Raw genomic sequence first — 25716 nt, forward strand, 5'->3', positions numbered from 1 at the left:
CCATGCTGCGATCACGCTTCATACGTTTCATCGCTTTCTGCTGTGTGTTCAGCCATCAGCCGGATAATCAGCGGCAGAGCCGCGGCAATCACCGTAATGATCAGCAGAACTGTTATTCCCATTGTAAACAAGTGCCCAGTACCGTACTGGATGTCGATATATACTTTCGAAACCGGATCTTCAAATGTAAAGTTCGGCATGATCAAATCAATAAGCGGTGCGACATAGAATAGAATCATTGCCGCTGAAGCAACCCAGCCAGGGATTGATCCGAATCTGAATGCCGTCCGGATGAAGGCAGAGCTTGCGACCAGCAATAGAATCGTAAACACCGACCACTTAATCGTCTGATCGTCCGGCAGTGAATAAATATTCAAACCGAACAAGCTGATCATAAGTCCGACAAGGATATTCAGAATTCCGAATAACGCTCCTTTGACGAGAAGCGGTGCGTTTTGGTAATACGAGCTGAAATAGCCGATTAACAGACTGCTGATCAACACAATGACAAGGATGACAACCGGAGGTACCGTCTGAATTTTTTCTTCCGGAACCTCTCCGCTGATTTTAAGCGGATTCGCTAAGTAATCATATACATAGCCATTGTTTTGCCCGTCTACTAATGTATTTCCGAGTATGCCGTATACGTCATTTCGCACGAGTTTCGTGGAGGCGACATTTTTCCCCCAGTTGTTGTTTAAGGTGTCGGCTTTCGCTTGAACATCATTGACGCTTTGCTGCATGTTGGTTGTGTAATCAATGATGCCTGACTGGCGATCAGACAATGAACCCATCATGTCTGACATTTGCAGCACTTCCTGGCCGACCGTATCTTGGACACTCAGTGCCATGGTGCCAGACAGCCCATCGTTGCTGAACGTCGCAGATTCCTGTGTTGCGCCCGTTACAAGCTGTTCTGACGCTTTTGCGGCACTTTCAGAGATTTTCGTCAGTTCGTCGAGAACACCTGCTTGAGAGTCACGGATATAGCCGCTGTAGTCGTCCGCAAATTTGGTCATGCCGTCGATGAAGCTGTTAATATCCTCATCTGTTTGCATCGTGTTGTTTTTGAGAGCTTCCCAGCTGGCTGATTCTTCAGGTGTGAGAGCCAGGACTGATTTGACGTTGCCCTGCTGGCCGTCAATAGCGCCGGCTTTTGCAGCACTGTCAATCGTACCGGATAATACAGAGTCATAAACAGACAAATATTTATAGTATCTCATTAAAGCGGAGATGCTTTCTGTATTGATTTCTCCTGAAAATTGAAGCTGATCTTTATTTTCAAGCTCGCGAATCGCACTGTAAATCCCTTCAAACTCCCGCTTCCGTTTCGCTTCGAGTCTTTTGAGATTATCATCGAGTGTTTTCACTTGGTCTTTGAGATCATCTATTTCATCATTAAGACCGTCCATTTGCTCTTTCAATTCTTGAAGCTTCTTCTTCAGTGCTTCATTATGTGTATTTTCTTTTTCCTTCAGTTCTTCTTCAATTTGCTTGATTCGCTCAGATGCTTTGCTGAGCTGTTCCTTTGCTTTGGCGATATCAGAAATGTCGCCGTTTACTGGTTGATCTTGGTCCCCAGGCTCCGTCGTATCTCCGCCGCTGCCGGTATCTCCTGAATCTCCGGTACCGTCTTCATTTGCCAGCTTGATAAATTGAAGGGCTGAGTCAGATGAAGCAGTCTGTTCGGCAGATGTGCCCGTTTCAGTTTTTCCGCTGTCTGACGCATCGCCGTTCTGCTCCTGACCGTCTGTTCCCTTCTGCTGGTCTTGATCCTGAGTACTGCCGTCCGTTTGTCCGTCATTACCGGTATCACTGCTGTTATTGTCGTTCCCTGTGTCGCCCTGTGTATCATCGGGCTTTGTACTGCCCCCGTCATCAGGTTTTTCTGGATTATCAGTGGACGGATCGTCTGGTTCAGTACCCGGGTCCTCCGGTGTTGGGTCCTCTTTTTCAGGCTCCTTCAGATTGTCTGAAATATCCTGAATATCAGCAGCGATATTTTTCAGTTCTTCACGCTGTTTTTCAAGATCAATTTTGAGTTCTTCAGGATCTTCTTCTTTAGGGTCTTTATCTTTATCATTGTTGTCAGAACCATCGTCTATGACTGGGTCGTCCCCTTTCGCAACTGTCAATGCCTGACGTGCCGGGACAAGCAATTGGTACACCTGATTTAGTGCAGCCTGTCTTGATGCGGCCTGATATTGTTCGATTAAATTACTTTGGATTTTTGCCATGCCAAGTTCCTGCTGGGACACTTGCCCTTCCCTAATTTCCTGGGCGTTTGCCAGCACATTACTGGTTTGTCCGAGCTGTGTCTTCGCTTGGCCGATCCCGGTTGCCAATCCGCTCATGCGTTCACTGAACTGATTCGCCTTTTGCTGTGCCTGGATGGCATCCAGACCTGTCCGGATTTGCTGCTGTGTTGAATCCTGGGCTGCCAAAAGCAGCTTTTTCTGATTCTCTTGATATTCTTTGTACCTTTCAACTGTATCAATGAATTCTTTCAGCGTGTTTTTGGCTTCCTCCGCCGTAGAAGCTTTTTCTTTTGTCGTGCCTTGCGCTTCATTCATTGATTTCTTCAGCTCATCGATTAAGTCTTTTTGCTGTTTGATTTCACCTGCTAAATCATTAGAGCTTGGTTTGTAAAAGTTGTACATGACATTCTGGAATTCAGATTCTTTATTGACGATCTTGTCAAATTCTCCTCTGATGTTGTCCACTTTTTGCGAAACAAAGTTCCAGTATAAGGCCGACATTTTTTTGTTCATTGTCTTTTGGGCATCCTCAAGCTCCCGCTGAACTTTTTCTTTGTTAACCGCATTCAGGTTATCTTGAATGCTGAATTCGAGCGTTGCTTTTTGAGGATGGTCTTTGTCATAGCTCAAAATGTTTTTTGAGAAGTCTGAGGGAATGTAGACGATCGCATCATATTTCTTTGAAGCGAGACCGGTCTCGGCCGCGCTTCGGTTTACGACCGTTCACGAATAATCAGGACGTTCACCCAGAACGGCCGCTACTTCCTTGCCGAACTGGGCGGATTTGTCCTCTTCATCAGACTTTACCTCATCACTCAATACGCCTGTGTCTTCATTCACCACCGCGATTTGCCGGGTGGAATTGACTGCTTTTTTCGTTGGGTCGTCTCCGATAAATCGGAAAAACAACACCGGCAGCAGCAAAATGATGATGACGGCGGATATTAACTTGATCAAGCTTTTTCGTTGTTCTGTCATCTAGCACTCTCCCTTTCAGCAGAACATAAAGGAATTTGAACTTTTTGCTCCTTCCCGTTTTCCACAACATATCCGAAGCCCGGCTGAATCTCAGGCTCCTGTCTTTGGTACGGGAGAGGAATGACATTTTGCTCAGACTTTTTCATCAGCAGAATCGCGTGGCGGATTTGCTTCATCTCAGTCGTCAAGGAGTCATAGCCTTTTGAGAATTCGCTGTGGTTTCCGCCCGGGATAAAGCTGAACCCAAGATGAGCGTATGATTTCATGAAGTTAGCGAGACGATCTTGTATTCTCGTATCAATCGTCTGCTGGAATCTCGTTATCCCGTCAATCATCAGCACCACTTGTGAGAATCGCAGATTTTGCGCGTCTCCTTGGCGGACGGCTTCTACATACATGGCCTCTCTTGTTTTGAAAATGTCTTCTGCTGTTTCAATCCACTGCTCAATATCTTCTTTCGTTTCCAAGTATGAAACAGCTGATTCCTTCGCATAATGAGATAAGCCGCGGTCAATCGAGTCAAACAGGCCGATCATTTCAGTTTCATCATCAATCAGATGTTCGAGCATGACTTTTAAGACGTTTGTTTTCCCGCGCTGAGTCTGGCCTAAAATCAGGCAGTGCTTATGCTTGCCTAAATCAAAATAGACTGGGCTGACTGTTTCTTCATGAAGCCCGATCGGTACAGATAAAGGCTTGCGTTCCAGCTTGAAGCGGAGAGAAAATTCTCTCGTAGACAAGCTCTCAGGCAGCATCGGAATCGGTGTCGGCTGCTCCATTGAAGCAAATCGCCCTTGAAGTTTCTGTACGTCTGATTTCAGCTCGTTGAACATGCCGATATCATCATCGGCGTCAACAGGCAGGAACATTTGCGCGAAATAAAGCTCTTCCTTTTGAATGATGACGCGTCCCGGAATCGGCTCAAGATTGAATTTCGGACGGCCGTAAATGGAATATCCTTCTGATTGATCCATGAGATAATGGACAACCTTTGTTTTCAAGTTATTTAACAATGACTGGCGGACAGCATTCACCCGCGTTGCTGTCAGCATAAAGTAGATACCCAAGCTTTGTCCGTCTCTGGAAAGCTGGACAAATTCCGATTCAAGCTCATGCATCTCATCCTTGACAATGTCAAAGTTGTCAATGGTGATAAAAATGAATGGAAGCTCTTCTTCGCTCAGCGCATTGTACATTTTGATGTGGCTGATTTCTTTTTCCCGGAACAAACGTTTACGGCGGTCAATTTCTTCTTTGATGCGAATCATGAACTTTTCAATTTTCCTTGACTGGTCCATCAGGAAGTAATCCGCGGTATGCGGGAGCTTCGCTAATGGCAGCAGCGTTCCGTTTCCGAAATCAAAGATATAGACATGAAGCTCTTCAGGTGTGTATACGTCCGCAAAACTCATCAGGAACGTTGCGGCTGCAATCGATTTTCCGTAGCCCGAAGAGCCGAAGATGCCGATATTTCCATCTTCCATCATCTTATAAGCAATTGGCGCCTGTCTTTGCAGATCAGGTTCATCGACATACGCAAAGTGGAAATGGTCTTTTTCGTTTGAAGGGAAAAGAGTGCGCGGAATACGTTCCGCAAGCGGCGGCAGCCAAGGGCTTGGCAGCTTCTCGATTCCCATTTCATCTTGGATGCGTTCAATTTCGTCAACTACAGCTTCGATTTCGGTTTGAACGTCTTTTTTCGCGTTATCTTCGGTATCAACCTCAGAAAGCGGGATCAGACCCGTATCTGTGACGATCGCGATTTCATCCTCGGTACCGTAGACTTCCTCTAAGTAAGGCGCCCCGCTCCATGCAGATTGGAACAGCTCATACACTTCATTGTTTCCGACCTGCAAATAGCCGCGGCCTGTTACGGTAATGTTTGCGGCATCGCTGTTTTTCAAAATTTCTTTACTGTCGGTGGCATCCTGGACCTTGAGCGCTACTTTAAAGCGCGAGTTACTCCAGATCTGGTCGTCGATGATGCCGCCTGGCTTCTGTGTCGCCAAAATCAAATGAACGCCGAGGCTTCGTCCGATACGCGCGGCGCTGACAAGCTCCCTGATAAAATCAGGCTCCTCGCTTTTCAGCTCGGCAAACTCATCAGAAATTAAGAACAAGTGAGGCATCGCCACTTCTGCTTTCCCTTGCTTGTATAGCTTTGTATAGTCATTGATGTGATTGACTTGATACTGGTCAAACAGGCGCTGCCTTTTTTTCAGCTCGCTTTTAATGGAAGCAAGCGCACGCATACTGAAGTTTTTGCTTCCTTCAATATTTGTGATCGTGCCGAGGAGGTGGGGAATGTTGCGGAACGGCTGCGCCATTCCTCCGCCTTTATAGTCAATTAGTAAGAAAGCCGCTTCATGCGGATGAAAATGCACTGCAAGTGACAAGATGTAGGTCTGGAGAAATTCACTTTTCCCTGATCCCGTTGTCCCCGCAAGCAAGCCGTGCGGACCGTGTGCTTTTTCGTGAAGGTTCAGATACACAATGTCATCTTTCCCTTTATAGCCGATCGGCACTGACAGCGACTTCGACGATTCACTTGTCAGCCATCTTTGCTGAATGCCGATTTCTTTTACTTCCTTCGCATGAAAAAGCTCCAGGAACGATACCGTTTCCGGAATGGAATTCGTAATGCCGACCTGGTGGTTCAGCGTCCGCAGCGTGCGTGAGAACCGTTCGTTGTCCTCACGCTGATGATGATCGAGACGGAACGGAATTCTTACCGCTTTTTTCTTTTGTATTAAAATGTCGCCTTCATGCTCATTAATGTAGCGGACAAGAGTTGTAATGTTTTCCGACAAGCTTTCCTTTGTTTCCGCCGCGACAATTGTCGAGATGCCCAGATGCTCATGCTGTCCTTCTAAATATTCGAGAATGACATGCTCAGAGATCAGCTGCTGATTCGTGATGACAAATACAAAATGCGGTTTGAACTGCAGTTTTTCTTTGTCATCTTCGAGATCACGCTCTCTGATCAATTCGTAAAGTGAAGACAAGAGCTGATCTCGGGTTTGCTCATTATAAATAAATCCTTTTGCATAAATATGGGGCATTTGAAATTGCGGAAGCCACTTCATCCACTCCCAGTCTTTATACTCTTCTTCATGAAAAATAAATACAAAACGCAAATCGTGATAGCTGTTAAAGAACGACAGCTGTCCGATCAGCTGGTGAATCTCATTTTTCACAATTTGCGATTTACCGACAAGCCCCATCGGACCTTCTGCCAAATCGACCGTCACCGGCGCATTGCGGATATCTTTATAGACGCGCTGCATGTGCTGCGATTTCTCCATGAGGTCATCGATATCACGATTCGCCAAGTCTCCGCCGCTCATATTGATTTCATAGCTTGACGGAACTGTTCCCGTCCCAAGCCGCAGCTGGAGATAATCCTTGCTTTCAAGTGATTTTTCCCAGATCCGGTCACTGATTTCACTTGTTAGGTATTTCATTTGTTCAAATGAAGGAAAGTGAAATTCAAGAACCTGCTTTTGCTTTTCAGCAAGTGCCTGAAGCTCTTTCCGCTTATTGTCTAAGTAAAGCTTATATACACGCTCCCGTTTTTCCTCGCGTTTTTTCCGCTGGTTTTTATCCCGGAAATATTGCACTGTCGAGGTAATGAGAGTCATCATAAACATCGCCAAAGAAACGAGTATAAATATGCCGCGCGGCTGGATGATGGCAACTACGCCCATCACGATCAGCATCACAAGCGGAGGCAGGATGACGAGCCACAGCCCTCTGTTGGTTTGATCGCTCTCCTGAGAGGGAAAACTGAAAGAAACGCGGTCATCCGGCAGATCGTATACCATCCGCGGCGTTCTTCTGTACTGCGGATATTTTTTCTGCATCTCTGTACTCGGTTTGACCGTTTCTGTTAACGCTGTTTCAAACTGGGCATAATGAACAATTTCTAAAAGGTCTTGTTCCGTCACCCTCATTTGCGTGAAGTTCCAGAATATTTCATCCCCCGGCTTGAGCGGCGTATTGGCGTTGATTTTCTCTCCGTTCAAGAAGATCGTTCCGCTTTCAGGGCGGACCGACCAGCTGCCGCCTGCACGAAGCAAAGAAAACGTGCTTTGTTCTGCAAATGCAAAATCTTGCGGATTCAGATAAATATCTGCATTCGTTTTTTCTGAGGAACATACAATTTCATCCCGATTTCCCGTAAAATAAACGGATTTCTCAGGTTCACTGCCCGTCAATATCAAGCGTATATCCTGCTGATCCGTTTGGAGAGTAAATGATATATCCGTCTCAATCGTGCCGAGACAATCATTTCCCAGGAAAACTTCGTATTGGCCGCCGGATTCCTTTCTTTTAAGAGAAACCACGCCGCTATTAAATGGAATGGTGCTGATCGTAACAGAATCCTTCACATCAGGCCCTATGGTCACCGGATGAGACGACGGGAGGTTAGACAGATTTAATTTTTGAACGTTATTTTGGTAAAAAACCCATAATAGACTCAAATGGCGAACCCCCTTACGGCCGAATGGCAGCATGCGATGACCTGTGCTTCATGTCTCACGTTATTTGTCATCTTTTTTCTCATCTTTCTTTTCTGTTTCTTTTTTCTCGTCTTCTTTTTTCTTCTGTTCTTCTTTTTTCGCTTTTTCCTCGGCTGCGGCTTTTTCTTCTGCCGCTTTCTCTTCTGCTTGTTGTTTTTCTTCGTCTGTTTGTGTCTGTTCTTCGCTTGTATCGACTAACGATGTTTCAGAATTAGACTGTTTATTTTCTTGACGTTCTTTTTGCGCTTTTTCAAGCTCACTATTTACTGAGTCAAGTTCTTTTTGTATGTCTTCATCATTTGTATCCTCAGATAAAAGCTGCTGTTTATATTTAGCTAGGGCAAAGTAAATATAATCATTGTATTCAAGCTTACGGCCGATACTGATCGCTTCTTTGTATTCTCCTCTACCATAATCAATCCAATATAAGAAATGCTGAGGGTCTGATTGAAGAGTAACTAAATTATTTTCTATATTTTTGGTTTTTGCACTCCCCAGGTTTTCGACCTCAACATAGGACGTCGCCAGCTGATACTGCACCGATTCAGGCAGGCTTTCCGCATCGTACTTGGACAGTGTGCTGATGACTTCACTGTACTGCTTGTTTAAGAACGCACGGTTGCTGTCCACTATCGCCTGGTGCTTTGGCTGCGCGAAAAATAAGGCGTACATCGAATAAATAAGTGCCGGTACAAGCAAAACAATGAGCCCCAGGCCGATATATCGCTGGATGTTCCACTTCTTTCTCGGGATATGTATGTATGTTTTTGCTTTGGCTTCGAGCTCATCAATATGGGTTTGAATCAGCTCGAGCAAATCATCATAGGATTCAGCATCTAATATCGCCTTTGCCTCTGCGGAGAACGTCAGCGTTTCATTGAATTTCAGGTAGTCTTCAAACGCAAAAGCACCGTCAACTGCCAAAGCCGCTGCCGCTTTCAGCTCCTGCCATACTCTTTCCTCATCACGCTCGTAAGGAGGAATGCTTTCTTTTACTCCATAATGGAGAAAATAAGGCGTAAGCCCTTTATCGAATACAATGTTTTCAGGAGCGACAATCAAATTCAGCCTCGACAGATTGTGCTGCTGTACGGCTTGAACAAGCTGATAGGCAAACTGCCATTTACTTTTTTTATCCTTAGCTTTCATGAAGCGGAATGCTTTATAGGAGGAGGGAGGTTGGATTGTGATGATTACTTCATCATCCGTCACATCGATTTCTTTATGAAAAAATGGATTTATATCTTTGATCACATTAGCTTCAAGACCGTCGAGAAGCTTTATTTTTTCCCGTTGAAAGGTAAATGTATAGCCGGCATCTGTTTTCTCGGCAACAGCTTCTAATTGGTTTTCTAAATATGATTTTTGTTCACCTGACATTCAACCAGATCCTTTCATAATATTTCAAGCCGGTCTCCGTTTGTAATGCCGCAATCAGACAGCTTGCATTCTCCGGAAAACACCTTATCCTTGTTCACCACTCTGATCCAGTGCCCTTCGCGCGGAGGCATAGATACGCTTTGGGCCTGCCAAGCAATATCAATTACTTTTTTCACCGGGTGGTAATCTGACAATCTGAGATCAAAGACACTGCCGTTATAATGTTTCAAATCTATTGTAATATCAATATACATTTAGGATCACCCTTACATAGAAAGAGCGCCGTCTTCTTTTGAATCAGGCGCTCCTTCCCTTTCATACTGTTATCCGCGGATTTGATTTGCGATGTCTTGGTCAGTAGACTCAAGTGTATTTGCTGTTTGATCAAGCTGCTGATTCACATCTTGAAGCAAATCTGACATTTTGATAAATGAAGGTTTGAGCTGCTCGTATTGATCTGCGAACGCTTCGCTTGAAGCACCTTCCCACATGCTTTTCAAATCAGAGATCATTCGGTTTAAACGATCAACCTGATTTAATACTTCTTGGCTTTCAACGCCGTATTGCTTCGCCATCGCTCTTAGCTCTTCGGGTGTGACACGAATTAATCCTGCCATATTCCTCATTACCTCCTGTGCCATCAGCCTAAATATGGGCTAATTCACTTATTTTTAGAACGTCATTATTATAAAAACAGTTTTTCGGCATAGTCAAACAAATATGTTTTAATTTTACAAAATGAGTCCAATGGTTTACCCCGAATCACTTAAAAATGACATATAATGTAAAGTAAATAGGTTTATTTTCTTAATCTTCTCTTCATTCTCCGAATAATCCAAAAGACCCAAATAACTCTCCAACTCCCAAAAAAACCTTTCAGAAAATTTGATGCTACAGCACCATTTCTGAAAGGTTCAGTTTTTTCTTTCCTTAATTAGTCTTGCCTCCGATGACTTTCTTAGAAGATTAATAGGATAAGCTGTCGTATTATATGAGGCATACAACTGTCCTGCAAAAAGGCGATTACACCGCCAAATGTATATAGAACGTTTCTCTCATGAAATTGTTTTTTTTGCTTCTGTTCTTTGTTGTTGATTTTCACAAACAACAACAATCATAATAAAAGGAAGGGGATGAGATGTCAAAGAGAAATCAAGCACGAAAAGTAGGGAGATTTATGACCATGCCGAATGATCCGTTTAAATATAGTTTTGACAGACTTGAAGATGTGGCTGATCATATCAGCGACGTTCTGCGGTGCCCGATCACCATAGAGGATGTTAACCACAAGCTGCTTGCCTACAGTACACACAGCGACTGCACAGACCCTGCCCGGACGTCTACCATTATTGGCAGAAGGGTACCGGAGAAGGTGATTAACAAGCTGTGGAAAGACGGGACAATTCCTGCTCTCTTAAAAACGGACCAGCCGATCAGAGTCAAGCAAATCGATGAAGTCGGGCTGAGCAATCGCGTCGCTATTTCGATTTGGAAAAACAAGCAAGTACTTGGCTTCATATGGGCGCTTGAGATCCAAAAAACATTGTCCGATGAAGATCTGCTGACATTGCAAATGGCAGCAAAAGCAGTGAAAAACAAGCTTCTCAAACTTCAAATCAGAAAAACGAAAAATGAAGAACGCAGCCAAGAATTTTTCTGGAAAATGCTGACCGGACACATCCATCAGGAGGATGATATGGCGGATGGGTTCCATAAGCTTGGAATGGCCGCTCCTTCAGAGTTCTCCGTTATGATCATCCGCATAAATGGCGAGCTGACTGAAAAAATCGAACAGCAGCTGCAATATTTACAGGAAACGACCCAGCAGGTTTACGTGCTGCTGGCGACCGTAGATTCCAATGAACTTATTATATTAACCTCACCCAAAACAGATCATCCTTTTCAAGATTTAAAACAGTTTGCTTTAAGTACGCAAAAACAGCTGAAGGAGCGGTATAAAATAGAAGACGTTTCTATCGCTTTTGGCGGAATATACAACTCTATTTCTTTTGTCTCCCGCTCCTATCAGGAAGCATTGTCCGTCTTAAAAACGAAGGAACGGTTCGCTGAAGAGACCAAACATCTTTTCAGCTTTTCTGAGTTAGGCATTTATCAATACTTAGATGTTTTAAATGAAAAACGGAAACAGGCGGGCCATTATAATTACTCGCTTTCCAAACTGGAACAATATGACCGGGATCACCAGTCAAATATGGTAGAAACACTAGAGCGCTTTATTGAAGCAGACAGCAACGTGAATACGGCTTCCAAGCTGTTAAATATACACGTTAATACGTTGAATTACCGACTCAAGCGGATCAGCCAGATCGCTGAAATTGATTTGAAAAATGTGAATCAAAAATTCACCATCTATTTAGATATCAAACTTCGGCACATGGATTTGTGAAATTTCACAAATCCATGTTTTTTTATTTTCTTAATCAAACAAAGAATTTTCCAAAATATCAAGCTACACTAAAAATATCACAGATACAGGAGGAGACAGATATGATCATAGGGGTTCCTAAAGAGATAAAAAACAATGAAAACCGTGTCGCATTAACACCCGGGGGCGTTTCTCAGCTCATTTCAAACGGCCACCGGGTGCTGGTTGAAACAGGCGCGGGCCTTGGAAGCGGATTTGAAAATGAAGCCTATGAGTCAGCAGGAGCGGAAATCATTGCTGATCCGAAACAGGTCTGGGACGCCGAAATGGTCATGAAGGTAAAAGAACCGCTGCCGGAAGAATATGTTTATTTCCGCAAAGGACTTGTGCTGTTTACGTACCTTCATTTAGCAGCTGAGCCTGAGCTTGCACAGGCCTTGAAGGATAAAGGAGTAACTGCCATCGCATATGAAACGGTCAGTGAAGGCCGGACATTGCCTCTTCTGACGCCAATGTCAGAGGTTGCGGGCAGAATGGCAGCACAAATCGGCGCTCAATTCTTAGAAAAGCCTAAAGGCGGAAAAGGCATTCTGCTTGCCGGGGTGCCGGGCGTTTCTCGCGGAAAAGTAACGATTATCGGAGGAGGCGTTGTCGGGACAAACGCGGCGAAAATGGCTGTCGGACTCGGTGCAGATGTGACGATCATTGACTTAAACGCAGACCGCTTGCGCCAGCTTGATGACATCTTCGGCCATCAGATTAAAACGTTAATTTCTAATCCGGTCAATATTGCTGATGCTGTAGCGGAAGCGGATCTCCTCATTTGCGCGGTATTAATTCCGGGTGCTAAAGCTCCGACTCTTGTCACTGAGGAAATGGTAAAACAAATGAAACCTGGTTCAGTCATTGTTGATGTAGCGATCGACCAAGGCGGCATCGTCGAAACTGTCGACCATATCACAACACATGATCAGCCAACATATGAAAAACACGGGGTTGTGCATTATGCTGTAGCGAACATGCCGGGCGCAGTCCCTCGTACGTCAACAATCGCCCTGACTAACGTTACTGTTCCATACGCGCTGCAAATCGCGAACAAAGGGGCAGTAAAAGCGCTCGCAGACAATGCGGCACTGAGAGCGGGTTTAAACACCGCAAACGGACACGTGACCTATGAAGCTGTAGCAAGAGATCTAGGCTATGAGTATGTTCCTGCCGAGAAAGCTTTACAGGATGAATCATCTGTAGCGGGTGCTTAATTCACAATGAGCTTGCAGAAAGATTTCTGCAGGCTTTTTTATTTTTTAAAAGGAAAAAAGAGACCATTTCACGAATTATGACTATGAAGTTGATCATAAAGGAGGATTCATATGGCTGTTCAGCAATATGGCGTGTTAAAAGGCATAGTCTTAGACATGAAGCGGGAAACAGATGATGACAGTCCTCATTTCCAAGTCAAAATGCTCGGTGAAGAGAATACGTATTACAGGTGCGCCATCAATGTGATGTCCAGTTCTGAGGAATCTGAAGTATTGTATTTGGCTGACGATCAGTTTGATTCGGGCTCAATTACCATCCTTCCGAACATGCCGTATGGATATACAAGGATCAATGAAGCAAACCGTGAAGTGGCACTGGATTATGTGCGGGGCAATTTGTTTGACCCGCGGGAAATGAAGCCTTTGCCTCATGAAATCACAGGACCTGATAATGATTTAAATGATTTTATTGAAACCTATATGAAGAAAGCACAAGATGAGAAAGCGCCGGTTTATATATTCGGTTCAAAATTCGGCCCTGAACAGGCTGCAGATAAAATATTCGGCTTTACCCCGACTAACGGAATGCACAATATCCATATGAATCAAGGGAATGCAATGGATACGCGCTGGAAAAAAGACAACGGCTCTTGGCATGACGGGGGTATTCTGATTCAGTTTGCAGATCAGTGGGCCGCTGTGTTTTTAGCGTTTTTATCCCAATCTTGGTGTAACGATGAAAACGGAAACCCTGTCAGAGATTGTGATCATACCCAAACGTCTGCGTAAGATAGAAAAAGAGACTGCGGCGAGCAGTCTCTTTTTGATACGATTACACATTTTCAACAGCCTTTAGGCTGTTTGGCCTCATATCGCTCCAATGCGATTGGATATAGTCCAAACAAGCTTCACGCCCTTTTTGCTCATGAACGACTGTCCAGCCGCTCGGCACATCTATAAAACCCGGCCATAGGGAATATTGGCCTTCTTCATTGACCAGCACCAAATATGTGCCATCCGCATTTTCAAAAGGATTTGCCATTCTATTTCTCCTCCCTTATTTATTCAACTCTTCCAATTTGACAGCGAGAACCTTGCCGATTTGAGCCAGAGGTTCCGGCTGACATAAATCTTTATGACGGCAGTCGATGTCGATTTGTTCAATCTGTCCGTTAATATAAGGCTTCCACGAGTCAGGTTCAATCGGGTCAAACCATTCAGGAATGATTGTTGATCTGAAAAACAAAACATTTCCACGGAAGGTTTTCGGCTTATAGGAACCTAAAATGCCGACAGAATTGACATACGTATTCTTCAAATTTAAAATGACCGTTTCATCCAGGCTCGCAAGCGCACTGCCGTCACGGCGAAGAATCTCAATCGCCGCTTCAAAATCTAGCGGTTTGTCCCCTAAGCTGTCTGGATCGTACCCGCCTAACGCCAGAAGGGCAATAAGCGCTTCCTCATCATCCGGTGCCTCTTTTATAGGAAGGAAGTGGTTCGGATAGGCGTCCAGCATCACCAACAGGGATACTTCTTCTCCTTGATTTTGCAGCTGGGTAGCCATCGCTTGAACGACATTCCCGCCCAGGGACCAGCCCAGCAGATGGTACGGGCCTTTTGGCTGGACCGTTCGGATTTGTTTAATGTAATCGGCAGCCATGTCATCAAGTGTTTTCGGAAGCTCCTCGCGCTGCCCGATTCCCCGTGCCTGCAAGCCGTAGATTGGATAATCTGTTCCTATATTGGTCATCAAACCGGCATAACACCAGCTGAGCCCCCCTGCCGGATGAACACAGAATAAAGGAGGCTTGTCTCCGCTTGTTCGGAGCGGCAGCAGAACGTCAAGAGCGCTTTGGCTTGATCCCATTTCAAGTCTTTCAGCGAGCCCGGCTACAGTAGGTGCTTCGAACAAGTTGCCGATGCTGAGTTCAACGCCGAGCGCTTCACGAATGCGGCTCATGAGCTGTACAGCAAGCAAGGAATGTCCGCCTAAATCAAAGAAACGGTCATCAATGCCGACACGTGGCAAGTGAAGCACCTCCATAAAGAGGTCACAGAGAATTTCTTCCTGCGGCGTTCTCGGTCCTCGTCCTGTCACTGCCGCTGCGAAATCCGGAGCGGGCAGCGCTTTACGATCAAGCTTTCCATTCGGTGTCAGCGGCAATTCTTTCATCGTCACAAAGGCAGCAGGCACCATGTAATCCGGCAGTCTCTCAGCAGCATATCTGCGCAGTTCCGCCGTATCAAATGTTTCTTCCGAAGGGATGACATAAGCTGCTAACCGTTTATCTCCCGGCTGATCCTCACGAACGATCACTGCCGCATCTTCAAGCTGCGGATGCTGAACAAGCGCGGCTTCAATTTCTCCCAATTCAATCCGGAATCCCCGAATTTTCACTTGATGGTCTGCACGGCCGACATAGTCGAGAGAACCGTCAGCGCGGAGGCGGGCCACATCCCCAGTGCGGTACATCCGGGTGCCTGGAGGACCGAACGGATCAGCTATGAAGCGTTCAGATGTTAAACCAGGCCGGCCTAGATAACCTCGTGCTAACCCCGCTCCTGATACATACAGCTCTCCGGCAACACCCGGCGGGACCGGCTGCAGGCGTTCATCCAGCACGTATACACCAAGATCGGGAATGCCGCAGCCGATCAAGCTGTTTGCCCGTAAAGCTGCCATGCTTCGGTCTAATTCGATATAGCTCACATGCACCGTCGTTTCTGTAATACCATACATATTGATAAGCTGCGGTCTATTTTCAGGGTGGCGGTTGTACCAATCCTCTAAACGGCTGAGTTCAAGCGCTTCTCCGCCAAAAATGACATAGCGCAGACTGAGTGCCTGTCCGAGATCCGGCTGTTCCCGTTCCGCCTGCATAAACTGATAGAAAGCAGACGGTGTCTGGTTCAGAACAGTCACCCCCTCTTTGACAAGCAGGCGCAGAAACGCTTCTGGCGATCTGCTGACGTGGTGAGGCACGATTACAAGACGTCCGCCATGCAGCAGAGGACCCCAGATCTCCCACACCGAAAAATCAAACGCATAGGAATGGAACATGGTCCAGATATCATCTGAGCTGAAACGGAACCAGTGCTCGGTCGCTGCAAATAAACGTGTTACATTTTGGTGAGGAATCATCACACCTTTTGGAACACCTGTTGAGCCGGATGTATAAATGACATATGCCGTATTCAAAGGGGAAAGCGGCTGAGTCCTATCCTTATTTTTTGGATTACCTGCAGGGTACGTGTTTAGTTTCTCTGCCAGCTCGGGATCATCCAGCACGATTTTCGGCACGTTTTCAACTGGCGGAATGTGATTTGCAGCTTTAGTGTTCGTCATGATAAACGCAGGCTGTGCATCTTTTAGCATAAAAGCAATTCGATCAGCCGGATAATCCGGATCAAGAGGGAGATAAGCTGCCCCGGCCTTTAGCACCGCCAATAGGCCGACAGCCATTTCCAACGATCGGGGCAGTGCCAATGCCACAAATTGCTCCGGCCCGACACCTTCACTAATCATCATTCGGGCAAGCCGGTTTGCTCTTTCATTCAGCTCTGCATAGCTCAGTTCCTGATTTTCATATACAACGGCAATGGCATCAGGACGTAAAGCAGCCTGCTTCTCAAATTGCTCTGGCAAACATGCGTGCGGAATCTTTTCAGATACACTTTGCCAATCAGTCACCATGCTGCTGTGTTCCTCTGGCGCAAGAATATCCAGATTTCCGATTTGCTCGTCAGGATCAGACTCGGCAGCCTCCAACAGGCGCATCAATCGGTCAGCAAGAGCCTGAGCAGTTTCTCGCTTGAAAAGATCAGTGCTGTATTCAAGCAGTCCTTCCATTCCGTTTGGTGTCCCGTCAGCAAGGCGATCTTCACTAATTTCCAGCGTCAAATCAAACTTGGCAGAACCGACACTGTTGATTCGCAGGCTGCTCTCCATATCAGGAAGATGCAGTTCAGCGTCCGGTGTGTTTTGGAACGCAAGCATGATTTGGAATAAAGGATGCGTCGCACGCGAACGAGCCGGATTGAGCACCTCTACAAGTCTCTCAAACGGCAGATCCTGATTGTCATAGGCGGCCAGATTCACTTCCCGTACTCTGTCTAGAAGCTCACGAAAGCTTGGGTCACCGGACGTATCAGTTCTGAGCACCAATGTATTAATGAACAGCCCTACAAGATCGCCCAGCGCATCATCATTCCGTCCCGCGATCGGACTGCCGATCGGAATGTCGGTGCCCGCCCCGAGCCTTGTCAATAAAGCGGCGAGACCGGATTGAAGCACCATAAACAGGCTCACCCTATTTGCGCGAGCCAGCTCCTGCAATCGCTTGTGAAACTCGGGCTCAATACGAAAATGAATCGTATCTCCATCATGACTCGGCTCAGCCGGACGTGAATAATCGGTTGGCAGTTCAAGCTGATCAGGCAGGTTTTTCAAGGTTTCTTTCCAGAAAGCAAGCTGTCCGGCAATCAAGCTATTTGGATCATCCTCGTTTCCAAGCAGTTCTTGCTGCCAAAGCGCATAGTCTGCATACTGCACAGCAAGAGGCGCCCATTCGGGAGATCGTCCGTGGCAGCGAGCCGCATAAGCTGTCCCAAGGTCTCTGGTCAGCGGTGTTAAGGACCAGCCGTCCCCGACAATATGATGGACGAGAAGAAGCAGCACGTACTCGTCAGGACCGATCACAAAAAGCTCGGCACGAAAAGCAGGTTCAGCTGCAAGATCAAAGCTGTAGCGTACAGCTTCGGCAAGCCGATCAGAAAGCTCCTTCTCAGCAATTTCAGTAACATGTAACTCGGGACAGGCTCGATCGGCATCTAAAATATGCTGATAGGATGTCCCCTGTGATTCAGGGAAGATCGTCCGAAGACTTTCATGACGGCGGACGAGGTCATAAAGTGCCGCTTTCAGCAATCCTTGATCCAACTCACCTGACAAACGGACAGCAACCGGAATATTATAAGTAGGACTCGGTCCTTCCAGACAATGCAGGAACCATAGCCGGCGCTGGGCAAATGAGAGCGGGATCTTTTCAGGCCGCTCAGCTCTCTGCAAAGCGGGACGTGCACTCTGCGCCAAATCAAGATGGGCAGCGAGTCCGGCTACTGTCGGTTCGTCAAAGAGCTTGGCGATACCAAGTTCGGCTCCCATTACCTCGCGAATGCGGCTCATCAGACGGGCTGCAAGAAGAGAATGGCCCCCAAGCTCGAAGAAACTGTCATCGATACCGACGCGTGCCAAACCGAGAACCTCTGCAAACAAGTCACACAATATCTCTTCCTGAGGAGTCCGCGGGGCCCGATCACTGACAGATGTGCTGAAGTCTGGTGCCGGCAGTGCTTTCCGGTCAAGCTTGCCATTAGGTGTTAACGGCAGCTCGTCCATCTCCACAAACGCCGACGGTACCATATAATCAGGAAGACTAGCCCCCATATAACGACGAAGCTCTGCAGTATCAATAGCAGCATCAGCGACTACATAAGCCGCCAATCGTTTGTCTCCCGGCTGATCTTCCCGTACGACAACCGCGGCCTGTTCAATGTGCGGGTGATTGGCAAGCACGGCATCAATTTCTCCAAGTTCAATTCGGAATCCGCGAATTTTGATTTGATGATCCGCCCGCCCGATATAATCCAAAGACCCATCGGCGCGCCAGCGGGCCTGGTCTCCGGTCCGATACATCCGAGTTCCCGGCGGTCCGTATGGATCTGCAACGAAGCGCTCCGCCGTTAAATCAGGACGATGGAAATAACCTCTGGCCAAGCCGGTTCCTGCAATATAAAGCTCTCCGACAACGCCCGGCGGCACCGGCTGCAATCCATTATCAAGCACATACACCTGCGTGTTCCAAATCGGTTTCCCAATCGGAGGAACGCCCTTCAGCCCTTCTTCAAGAAAAGCTGCGGCAGACCAAATCGTTGTTTCAGTGGGACCGTATAAGTTCGTGACTGAACAATGAAGGTCTTGAAGCGCCTGCAAAAGACCGCTCGGCAGCGCCTCGCCTCCTACAAGCACTCTAAGCCCCCGAAGTTTCTCAGGTTCACTCGTTACCAAAGCGTGCCACAGTGTCGGTGTCGCCTGCATAATGTTAATATCGAAATTTTCAATCATTTGAGCTAATGCCTGCGGCTCACGGATCGTTTCTTTCTTTGCGATCACGATTTGCGCTCCGCTAATCAGCGGAAGATATAACTCCAATGCTGAAATATCAAAAGCGACAGTCGTCACAGCCAACAGCCTGTCTTCTTCTCCTAGAGAAAATGCCTCCTGCATAGACAGCAGAAAATTGCTTAAGCTTTTCTGTGTCACAACGACTCCCTTCGGTCTTCCTGTTGATCCTGAGGTATAGATGATATACGCAGGATGGTCAAGCGAAACCGATACATCCTGATTTTCCGGCGAATAGCGTTTTATAATCTCCTGTGTAACAGCCTGATCAAGCACAAGCTCAGGTACAGCCAGGTCATCAGGCAGACTGGCTGCTATTTCCTCAGTCGTTATGATGCATGAAGGTTTCGCATCCTCCAGCATGTAAGAAATGCGGTCGGCTGGAAACTCCGGATCAAGGGGGAGATACGCCGCACCAGTCTTGAGCACACCAAGCATTGAAGCCACCATCTCAGGGGAACGCGGCAGCGCCAAAGCGACAAATTGCTCCGGACCAATCCCTTTTTCGATCAACAGACGCGCGAGGCGGTTTGCCTCTTCATTGAGCTTTCGATAGTTGACTTGAATGTCATCACACATGAGAGCGATACGTTCTGGCGTAAGAACTGCCTGCTTTTCGAACATGTCCTGAAGGCTGACCAGCTTCTCGGATTTTGCCGTCTCATTCCATTTAGAAATGACTTTTTCTTTCTCCTCTGGCAACAGAAGCTCCATTTGCCCAATCAGCATGTCCTCTCCGGCAGAAGCCGTTTGCAGCAGCTGCAAAATACGCTGCTGATGAAGCTTAATATCAGACTCACTGTATACCTCGGGATTCGCATCAACATCAATTCGCAGCCCGCTGCCGTCTGTTCTGTCATATACATTGATTGATAGATCATCAACAGGACCGGCTGAAAGATTATGCGTTGTGCCCCGGACGCCGGCAAAGTCGAGACCGTAATCAAACGGCATAAGATTGATTTGAGGGCCAAATAATCTATGATTTTCTCCTATCAATTTCAGATCGCGCCTAAGCTCTTCATGGCGATACTTATGATGTCGCCGAATACTGCGGATTTCCCGGGAAATTTGCTGAATCAGTTCAGAAAAGCTCATCGAAGAGCTTACCGTCAGCCGGAGCGGGAGAAGGTTCATCACCATAGCCGGTACATTCAGTGACGCGGACCCTATCCGACCCATCATGGGCAGGCCGAGCACAACATCCTCAGAGCCGGTCATACGGTGCACATAAACAGCTGACACCGCAATCATGACTTCATGCCAGCTTCCTGAGAAATAGCGCGCCGCTTCTTTTAACGCGTTTACATCAGACGGAGGCAGATATGCCGTATGACGAAGAAAACTGTTAGATGTTCTTGGCGCCCGATCAGCCAAGCTCACAACTTCAGGTGCATCTGCAAAACGGTCCAGCCAGAATTGACGATCCTTCTCATACTGCTCTGATCCACGATAATCTGTATCCTCCTCCAAAATGGCCTGGAGAGACCCAAAGGAACGGCTTTTAGCTGTTTGTCCTTTTATAAGGGCAGTATATGTACTTGCCACACGCTGGGCTATCAGGGAAAAACCGAAGCCGTCGATCGCTATATGGTGAATGCGCTGATACCAAAAGAAACGATCAGGCCCGGCAATAAACAGAGCTTCATTGAACAAAGGGGCATACCCTAAATCAACCGGCTTTGCTAAATCAGCTTTCATCCAGTTTAATGCTGTTTTTTCCGGATCAGGCTCAGAGCTGACGTCAATGACGTGCAGCTGTACATCCGGAGACGGGTTTATCATCTGCCAAGGCCCGTCCATATTTTCACCGAAGCGGACATGCAGCGATTCCGCTTCCTTGATCACGTGCCGCAAAGCTTCTTCAAAAAGAGCAATATTGATTGGTCCATTGATTTCTATATATTCCGCTGTATTGTAGATTGGATTGTCCGGATCAAGCTGCTGAGCAAACCATATGCCAGTTTGCGCCCCGGTCAAAGAATATTGAAGATCTTTTGTATCAGGCATCCGTTTGTTTACCCTCCTTTTATAAATAATCCGCGTTTGGCAGCACTTGCTGGCTGCGGGTTGTGAGCAATTTCTGCCATTCTTCGATCGTTGGGCGTTCAGCCAATTCCACGAAAGTCACCTCTGCCCCTTCACGGCGCCATTGTTCCACCAATGTCATGATCCTTACCGAATCAAGACCACGATCGAGCAAATCCTCTTGATCTGTGATGTCTTCCGGTGTTTCTTGTAGAAGCTCAGCAATTTGTTTACGGATATTCTCACATGTAAACACGTTCTTTTTGCCAGTGTTTGCTGACGTTTTTTGAACGTCTGCCGGCGCATTCTGCAGCTGATCAAGAAGACTGTCAGTCATCACGGTAAACGCACAGCGTCCAGCCGCATATTCCAGCGCCATTTGATGTTTTTCTAATGAAAAATCAGCAACTGCATCTCCCACAAAAAAGGCTTTAATATCCTCCATAAATGCTTCACATGCTGTAACAAGACAGCCGATATGGGCGTAAATTCCTGTAATGATCAGCTGATCGCGTCCCTCTTTGCGCATCATTTCAAGCAGATTCGTTCTCTTAAACGCGCTGTATCTCCATTTTGTCAGCACAAGATCATCATCCTCTGGTGCCAGCTCGGTTATAATTTTCTCCTCATAAGGACCGCTGTTTAATCCCGGGCCCCAAAAGTCTGTCAGCAGCGCACGGTCATCCGGATTTTGGCTTCCCGGCTGTGCGGTATAGACAACAGGAATCCCAAGCTGAACACATTGATTCTTCAGCTTTCGTATATTCGCTGAAAGCTCTGTTACCGGAGACGCTCCCGCTGTGAAAGCATCAACAAAATAGTTTTGCATATCGTGTATTAACAAGACAGCCCGATTCGGATCAGGCACCCATGATACTTTGTTTTGCGGCATATCAGATGCTGTCGGCATTTGATACGGCTGAATGGCAGGTATAGCCATATGAACACTTCCTCTCAAATTGTTGTTTTATTTTTTTAATCCTGCAAGAAGCTTCTCGGAAATGGCTTCACGGAGCGCTTTTTTGCTGACTTTTCCTACTCCTGTCTGCGGGAAGGATTCGACAAATTCAACTCGATCAGGGATTTTATATGCCGCCAGTCCGCGCTCTCTCAAAAATGCTTTAAGCTCTGCGGCTTTTGGGGCTTCATCCCGGGGAATAATGAACACACAAGATCTTTCGCCAAGAAATTGATCAGGCATGGAGACCATTGCCGCATCATGGACAGCCGGATGCGCCAGCAGATGATTTTCTACCTCTTCAGCCGCAACCTTTTCTCCTCCACGGTTAATTTGATCCTTCGCCCGGCCTTCAACGACAATATAGCCGTCTCGTGTCAGCCTGACGATATCACCCGTACGGTAAAAACCGTCCTCAGTAAATGAAGCGGCGTTATGCTCTTCTGCCTTATAGTAACCTCGAATTGTATACGGCCCCCGCGTCAGCAGATGGCCTGTTTCACCAGGTTTTACGTCGCGATCATGATCATCCCAAACACGCACTTCATCATATGGAGACATCGGTTTTCCTTGGGTGTTGACAATGATCTCCTCAGGATCATCCAATCTCGTATAATTGACGAGACCCTCTGCCATTCCGAACACCTGCTGCAGCGTGCAGCCGAAAACAGCTTTTACCCTGCGCGCGGCTTCAGCACTAAACTTGGCACCGCCGACCTGCAGCACTTGAAGGCTGGATAAATCATCACGGCGTGAGGATGCCGCATCCATCCATACCATCGCAAGAGGCGGAACAAGAGCGGTTATCGTGACCTTTTCCCGTTCAATTAAAGGAAATGCGTCATCTGGACTTGGAGAAGGAGATAATACCACTCTTCCTCCAGCGTATAATACGCCGAGAACGCCGGGTGAGCTCAGCGGATAATTGTGTGCCATCGGCAGCGCGGCCAAGTACACCGTGCTGTGGTTGAGCCAGCAGACCTCCACACTCCGCTTCAGGCTGTATATGTAGTCATCGTGGGTCCTCGGAATCAGTTTCGATAGCCCGGTGCTCCCGCCAGAAAGCTGGAGGAACGCCACATCCGATGATTTGACTTCAGGCAGTTTTACAGGTTCTGCATGCAAATCCTCCAGCGGTAAAAATTCCTCTGCCTCACCTGCGACAATGATGTTTTTCAAAGTCGGCAGCTTACTTTGAACCTGTCTGGCAAGCGTACGGTAGTCAAAACCGGAATAAGCGTCGGGAATGATATATGCAGCCGCTTCAGCAAACTCGCAAAAATATGTAATTTCACTGCTTCGATGAGAAGGCAGTGCGAAGACTGGAAGCGCCCCCAGACGGAAAAGCGCGAAAATGACTTCAAAAAACTCTTTGATATTTGGCAGCTGCACCACAACACGATCCATCTGTTGAATGCCGAGCTTTTGAAATCCGGCAGCCAGGCGATCAGCTCTTGTGTCAAGCTCTCGATAGCTCCAATGGGTGTTTCCGCATGTAATGGCAATGCGATCACCATATTTGGCTGCCCGGTCCCTTAACAAATCTCCAAACGTCTCACCGGCCCAGCAGCCGTTCTTTCGATAGGTCTCAGCTAACTCATCAGGCCAAGGCGTAAATCCTTTCAGCATGTTGTATCCCTCCAGCAATTCATTCTGTTCATATGTGATCCACGCCCATTGCCCGCAGCATTGTCCGAAACTTTGCGGACGTCTCCTGAAGCTCGTCCTCAGGCTTTGAACCGGCCACAACACCAGCTCCAGCATACAGGCGGAGTGAGCGTTCTTCTGCTTCTGCACAACGGATGGTCACGGTCCATTCTCCGTCACCGGCATCGTCACACCATCCGACCATGCCGGTAAAGAAACCGCGGTCAAATGGTTCAATGCTGAGAATCGCTTCTCTTGCAAGATCAGTCGGTGTTCCGCAGACGGCTGGCGTCGGGTGGAGCGCCGCCGCCAATTCAAGTGCGGTTACAGACGGGTCGGAAAGCTCTCCCTTAATCACGCTGGACAGGTGCCACATCGTTTCCGTTTTGATCAGTGAAGGCTTCTCCGGAACCTCCAGCGTCCGGCAGAAAGGTCTCAGCGCTGCCGCAACCGCGTCAGCGACAACCGCGTGCTCATGAAGATCCTTTGCGGAAGAAAGCAATTCAGCTGCCCGGCGCTGGTCTTCAACAGGATCATTACTGCGCGGCCTTGAGCCGGCTAATGGGTTGGAAACGACCTGTGTTCCCATCCTTGAAACGAGAAGCTCCGGACTTGCTCCGAGCAATGTTCGGTGGGGAGACGTTTCCTCCTGACTGGACACGTCTGCGGCAAACGTGTAGCCATGCGAGTTATGCTGAGCCAGATGGCGAAGCAATTCATCCGTCTGAATCGGTTCAGGCGATGTCAAATGCAGCGACCTGGACAGAACGATTTTGCTGAGTGTTCCATCGGCAATGCGTGCCAGCCCTTGTTCAACACCATTTTTATAATCCTCAGGTTCAGGAACAGGCTTTATGTGGTATGTATGCCCAGCCTGCTGTTCCTCTTCCTCATGATCAAATTGAAGCGGTCCTGACCAGCGCACTTCTTCAGGTACAACGAGCCGCGCTGCTTTTACTTGATCAAAAGGAACGGCCCCGACAACAAGCGGCCGGCTTTGCCCTGATTGTTTTGCCTGACGTAACGCCTCTGCAATTCGGCCAGAAAGGGTTTCCATTTGGTTTTGCCCGTCTGCCTCCGGTACGATTTCACATATACCTTTCGCTAACAGTACACGATGAGGAGACGCTAAGAAAAAGGCGCCCGGCTGATATTCATGAAGCAAATGCTCCGCTTTTGTTTCTGTTATAACGTTTTGATCCAACATTCTCATGAACCTCCTTTAAATTCAGTTACACGCCTAAGGTCGCGCCGCCATCTACGCATAAATTATGCATCGTAATATGCCCTGCCTGGCCAGAAACCAAAAAGAGCACCGCATCCGCAATATCCGAAGGCTTGGCTAGTTTTTTGAGCGGGATCCCTGTTTTAAATGTCTCAAGTGATCCTTTTATGACTTGCTCCGCTCCATTCTCGTCGGCCCATAATGACCACTGCATGTCAGTTTCCGTTGATCCGGGAGATACAATGTTGCAGCGAATATTGTATTCTGCAAGCTCAAGGCCAAGGCATTTCGTAAACATCACAGCCGCAGCCTTTGAAGACGCATATGCCGCCATAGATGTTCTTGGTACACCGGCAGCATTCGATCCGACTGTTACAATCGAACCCGATCTTCGGTCCATCATATATTTGCTGACTGAACGCGAGGCGTTAAATACGCCAGTCGAATTCACTGAGAACGTCGCCTCCCATTCCTCATCGCTAAGCGAATGGATCAGTCCCGGGCGAAGGACACCCGCTACATTCACTAAAATATCAATCGGCCCCATTTCACGTTCGATGCGCGCCGTGATCTCATCAATCGCTGCGCTGTCTCTCACATCCGCAGGAAAAGCTTCTGCATGGCGGCCTTCTGCTTTGAGGCTGCTCACAACCTTTTCCAGCTTTTCAGGATTATAATCAACTGCCGCAATATGTGCGCCTTGACTGGCAAGCGTCCGCGCAACAGCTTCGCCTATTCCTTGGGCAGCCCCTGTTATAAAAGCAATTTTTCCCTCTATACTCTTTGCATTCATATCATCAATTCCTTTCTTCGCTCTAAATGCCGAACAGACATCCAGCGCAAAAGACTGCTGCGCCTTGAAAAACGCAATCTATTGATAATGATTATCA

At 47.2% G+C, this 25716-nt stretch carries 13 protein-coding genes and 1 pseudogene; 3 read left to right on the forward strand and 11 right to left on the reverse strand.

Annotation, left to right across the window (positions count from 1 at the left end; genetic code table 11):
- Nucleotides 1-11: 11 nt before the first annotated feature.
- The 5 genes and pseudogenes from esaA to MKY10_RS16940 form a co-directional block, all read right to left on the reverse strand.
- Nucleotides 12-3236 (reverse strand): annotated as a pseudogene (gene esaA, locus MKY10_RS16920) (type VII secretion protein EsaA).
- On the reverse strand, nucleotides 3233-7720 hold the full coding sequence (gene essC / locus MKY10_RS16925; RefSeq protein WP_153952150.1) for a type VII secretion protein EssC: 4488 nt from the start codon (nucleotides 7718-7720) through the stop codon (nucleotides 3233-3235). The pseudogene esaA and the gene essC overlap by 4 nt, the downstream one beginning before the upstream one ends.
- Before the next feature lie 60 nt (nucleotides 7721-7780).
- On the reverse strand, nucleotides 7781-9139 hold the full coding sequence (gene essB / locus MKY10_RS16930; RefSeq protein WP_015251323.1) for a type VII secretion protein EssB: 1359 nt from the start codon (nucleotides 9137-9139) through the stop codon (nucleotides 7781-7783).
- Between the two features lie 14 nt (nucleotides 9140-9153).
- Complete coding sequence (gene yukD / locus MKY10_RS16935; protein ID WP_003228763.1) at nucleotides 9154-9393, reverse strand: ESX secretion system protein YukD; 240 nt, start codon at nucleotides 9391-9393, stop codon at nucleotides 9154-9156.
- Between the two features lie 69 nt (nucleotides 9394-9462).
- A complete protein-coding gene (locus MKY10_RS16940) occupies nucleotides 9463-9756 on the reverse strand; it encodes a WXG100 family type VII secretion target (protein ID WP_003220661.1) in 294 nt (97 codons plus the stop codon).
- Nucleotides 9757-10277: 521 nt separating this feature from the next.
- Here MKY10_RS16940 and adeR point away from each other — a divergent pair.
- From adeR to MKY10_RS16955, 3 genes are all read left to right on the forward strand, one after another.
- Nucleotides 10278-11546: a sporulation transcriptional activator AdeR gene (gene adeR / locus MKY10_RS16945; protein WP_010886604.1), complete on the forward strand. Its 1269-nt coding sequence runs from the start codon at nucleotides 10278-10280 to the stop codon at nucleotides 11544-11546.
- Between the two features lie 101 nt (nucleotides 11547-11647).
- Nucleotides 11648-12784: an alanine dehydrogenase gene (gene ald / locus MKY10_RS16950; RefSeq protein ID WP_014480718.1), complete on the forward strand. Its 1137-nt coding sequence runs from the start codon at nucleotides 11648-11650 to the stop codon at nucleotides 12782-12784.
- Between the two features lie 111 nt (nucleotides 12785-12895).
- On the forward strand, nucleotides 12896-13573 hold the full coding sequence (locus MKY10_RS16955; protein WP_014480719.1) for a YukJ family protein: 678 nt from the start codon (nucleotides 12896-12898) through the stop codon (nucleotides 13571-13573).
- A 43-nt stretch (nucleotides 13574-13616) separates the two neighbouring features.
- Here MKY10_RS16955 and MKY10_RS16960 read toward each other — a convergent pair whose 3' ends face one another.
- From MKY10_RS16960 to MKY10_RS16985, 6 genes are read right to left on the reverse strand one after another with little or no spacing between them, the layout of a single operon-like run.
- Complete coding sequence (locus MKY10_RS16960; RefSeq protein ID WP_014480720.1) at nucleotides 13617-13826, reverse strand: MbtH family protein; 210 nt, start codon at nucleotides 13824-13826, stop codon at nucleotides 13617-13619.
- Nucleotides 13827-13841: 15 nt separating this feature from the next.
- Nucleotides 13842-20978, reverse strand: a complete 7137-nt coding sequence (gene dhbF, locus MKY10_RS16965) for a non-ribosomal peptide synthetase DhbF (RefSeq protein ID WP_015251319.1) — start codon at nucleotides 20976-20978, stop codon at nucleotides 13842-13844.
- Between the two features lie 19 nt (nucleotides 20979-20997).
- On the reverse strand, nucleotides 20998-21936 hold the full coding sequence (locus MKY10_RS16970) for an isochorismatase (protein WP_003228749.1): 939 nt from the start codon (nucleotides 21934-21936) through the stop codon (nucleotides 20998-21000).
- A gap of 27 nt (nucleotides 21937-21963) precedes the next feature.
- A complete protein-coding gene (locus tag MKY10_RS16975) occupies nucleotides 21964-23583 on the reverse strand; it encodes a (2,3-dihydroxybenzoyl)adenylate synthase (protein WP_044052466.1) in 1620 nt (539 codons plus the stop codon).
- Nucleotides 23584-23611: 28 nt separating this feature from the next.
- Nucleotides 23612-24808 (reverse strand): isochorismate synthase DhbC, encoded by a 1197-nt coding sequence (dhbC, locus tag MKY10_RS16980; RefSeq protein WP_015251317.1) that lies wholly within the window; start codon nucleotides 24806-24808, stop codon nucleotides 23612-23614.
- Between the two features lie 25 nt (nucleotides 24809-24833).
- Complete coding sequence (locus MKY10_RS16985; protein WP_014480725.1) at nucleotides 24834-25619, reverse strand: 2,3-dihydro-2,3-dihydroxybenzoate dehydrogenase; 786 nt, start codon at nucleotides 25617-25619, stop codon at nucleotides 24834-24836.
- Nucleotides 25620-25716: the final 97 nt, after the last annotated feature.

The organism is Bacillus sp. FSL P4-0290, assembly GCF_037975435.1.
Taxonomy (GTDB): Bacteria; Bacillota; Bacilli; order Bacillales; family Bacillaceae; genus Bacillus; species Bacillus subtilis.

Bases quoted from the DNA above. Each gene is read 5' to 3' on its own strand.
- MKY10_RS16960 (WP_014480720.1), bottom strand. From the start codon at position 13,826: ATGGCAAATCCTTTTGAAAATGCGGATGGCACATATTTGGTGCTGGTC.
- yukD (WP_003228763.1), bottom strand. From the start codon at position 9,393: ATGTATATTGATATTACAATAGATTTGAAACATTATAACGGCAGTGTC.
- ald (WP_014480718.1), top strand. From the start codon at position 11,648: ATGATCATAGGGGTTCCTAAAGAGATAAAAAACAATGAAAACCGTGTC.
- MKY10_RS16940 (WP_003220661.1), bottom strand. From the start codon at position 9,756: ATGGCAGGATTAATTCGTGTCACACCCGAAGAGCTAAGAGCGATGGCG.
- adeR (WP_010886604.1), top strand. From the start codon at position 10,278: ATGTCAAAGAGAAATCAAGCACGAAAAGTAGGGAGATTTATGACCATG.
- essB (WP_015251323.1), bottom strand. From the start codon at position 9,139: ATGTCAGGTGAACAAAAATCATATTTAGAAAACCAATTAGAAGCTGTT.
- MKY10_RS16970 (WP_003228749.1), bottom strand. From the start codon at position 21,936: ATGGCTATACCTGCCATTCAGCCGTATCAAATGCCGACAGCATCTGAT.
- dhbF (WP_015251319.1), bottom strand. From the start codon at position 20,978: ATGCCTGATACAAAAGATCTTCAATATTCTTTGACCGGGGCGCAAACT.
- MKY10_RS16955 (WP_014480719.1), top strand. From the start codon at position 12,896: ATGGCTGTTCAGCAATATGGCGTGTTAAAAGGCATAGTCTTAGACATG.
- MKY10_RS16985 (WP_014480725.1), bottom strand. From the start codon at position 25,619: ATGAATGCAAAGAGTATAGAGGGAAAAATTGCTTTTATAACAGGGGCT.
- dhbC (WP_015251317.1), bottom strand. From the start codon at position 24,808: ATGTTGGATCAAAACGTTATAACAGAAACAAAAGCGGAGCATTTGCTT.
- MKY10_RS16975 (WP_044052466.1), bottom strand. From the start codon at position 23,583: ATGCTGAAAGGATTTACGCCTTGGCCTGATGAGTTAGCTGAGACCTAT.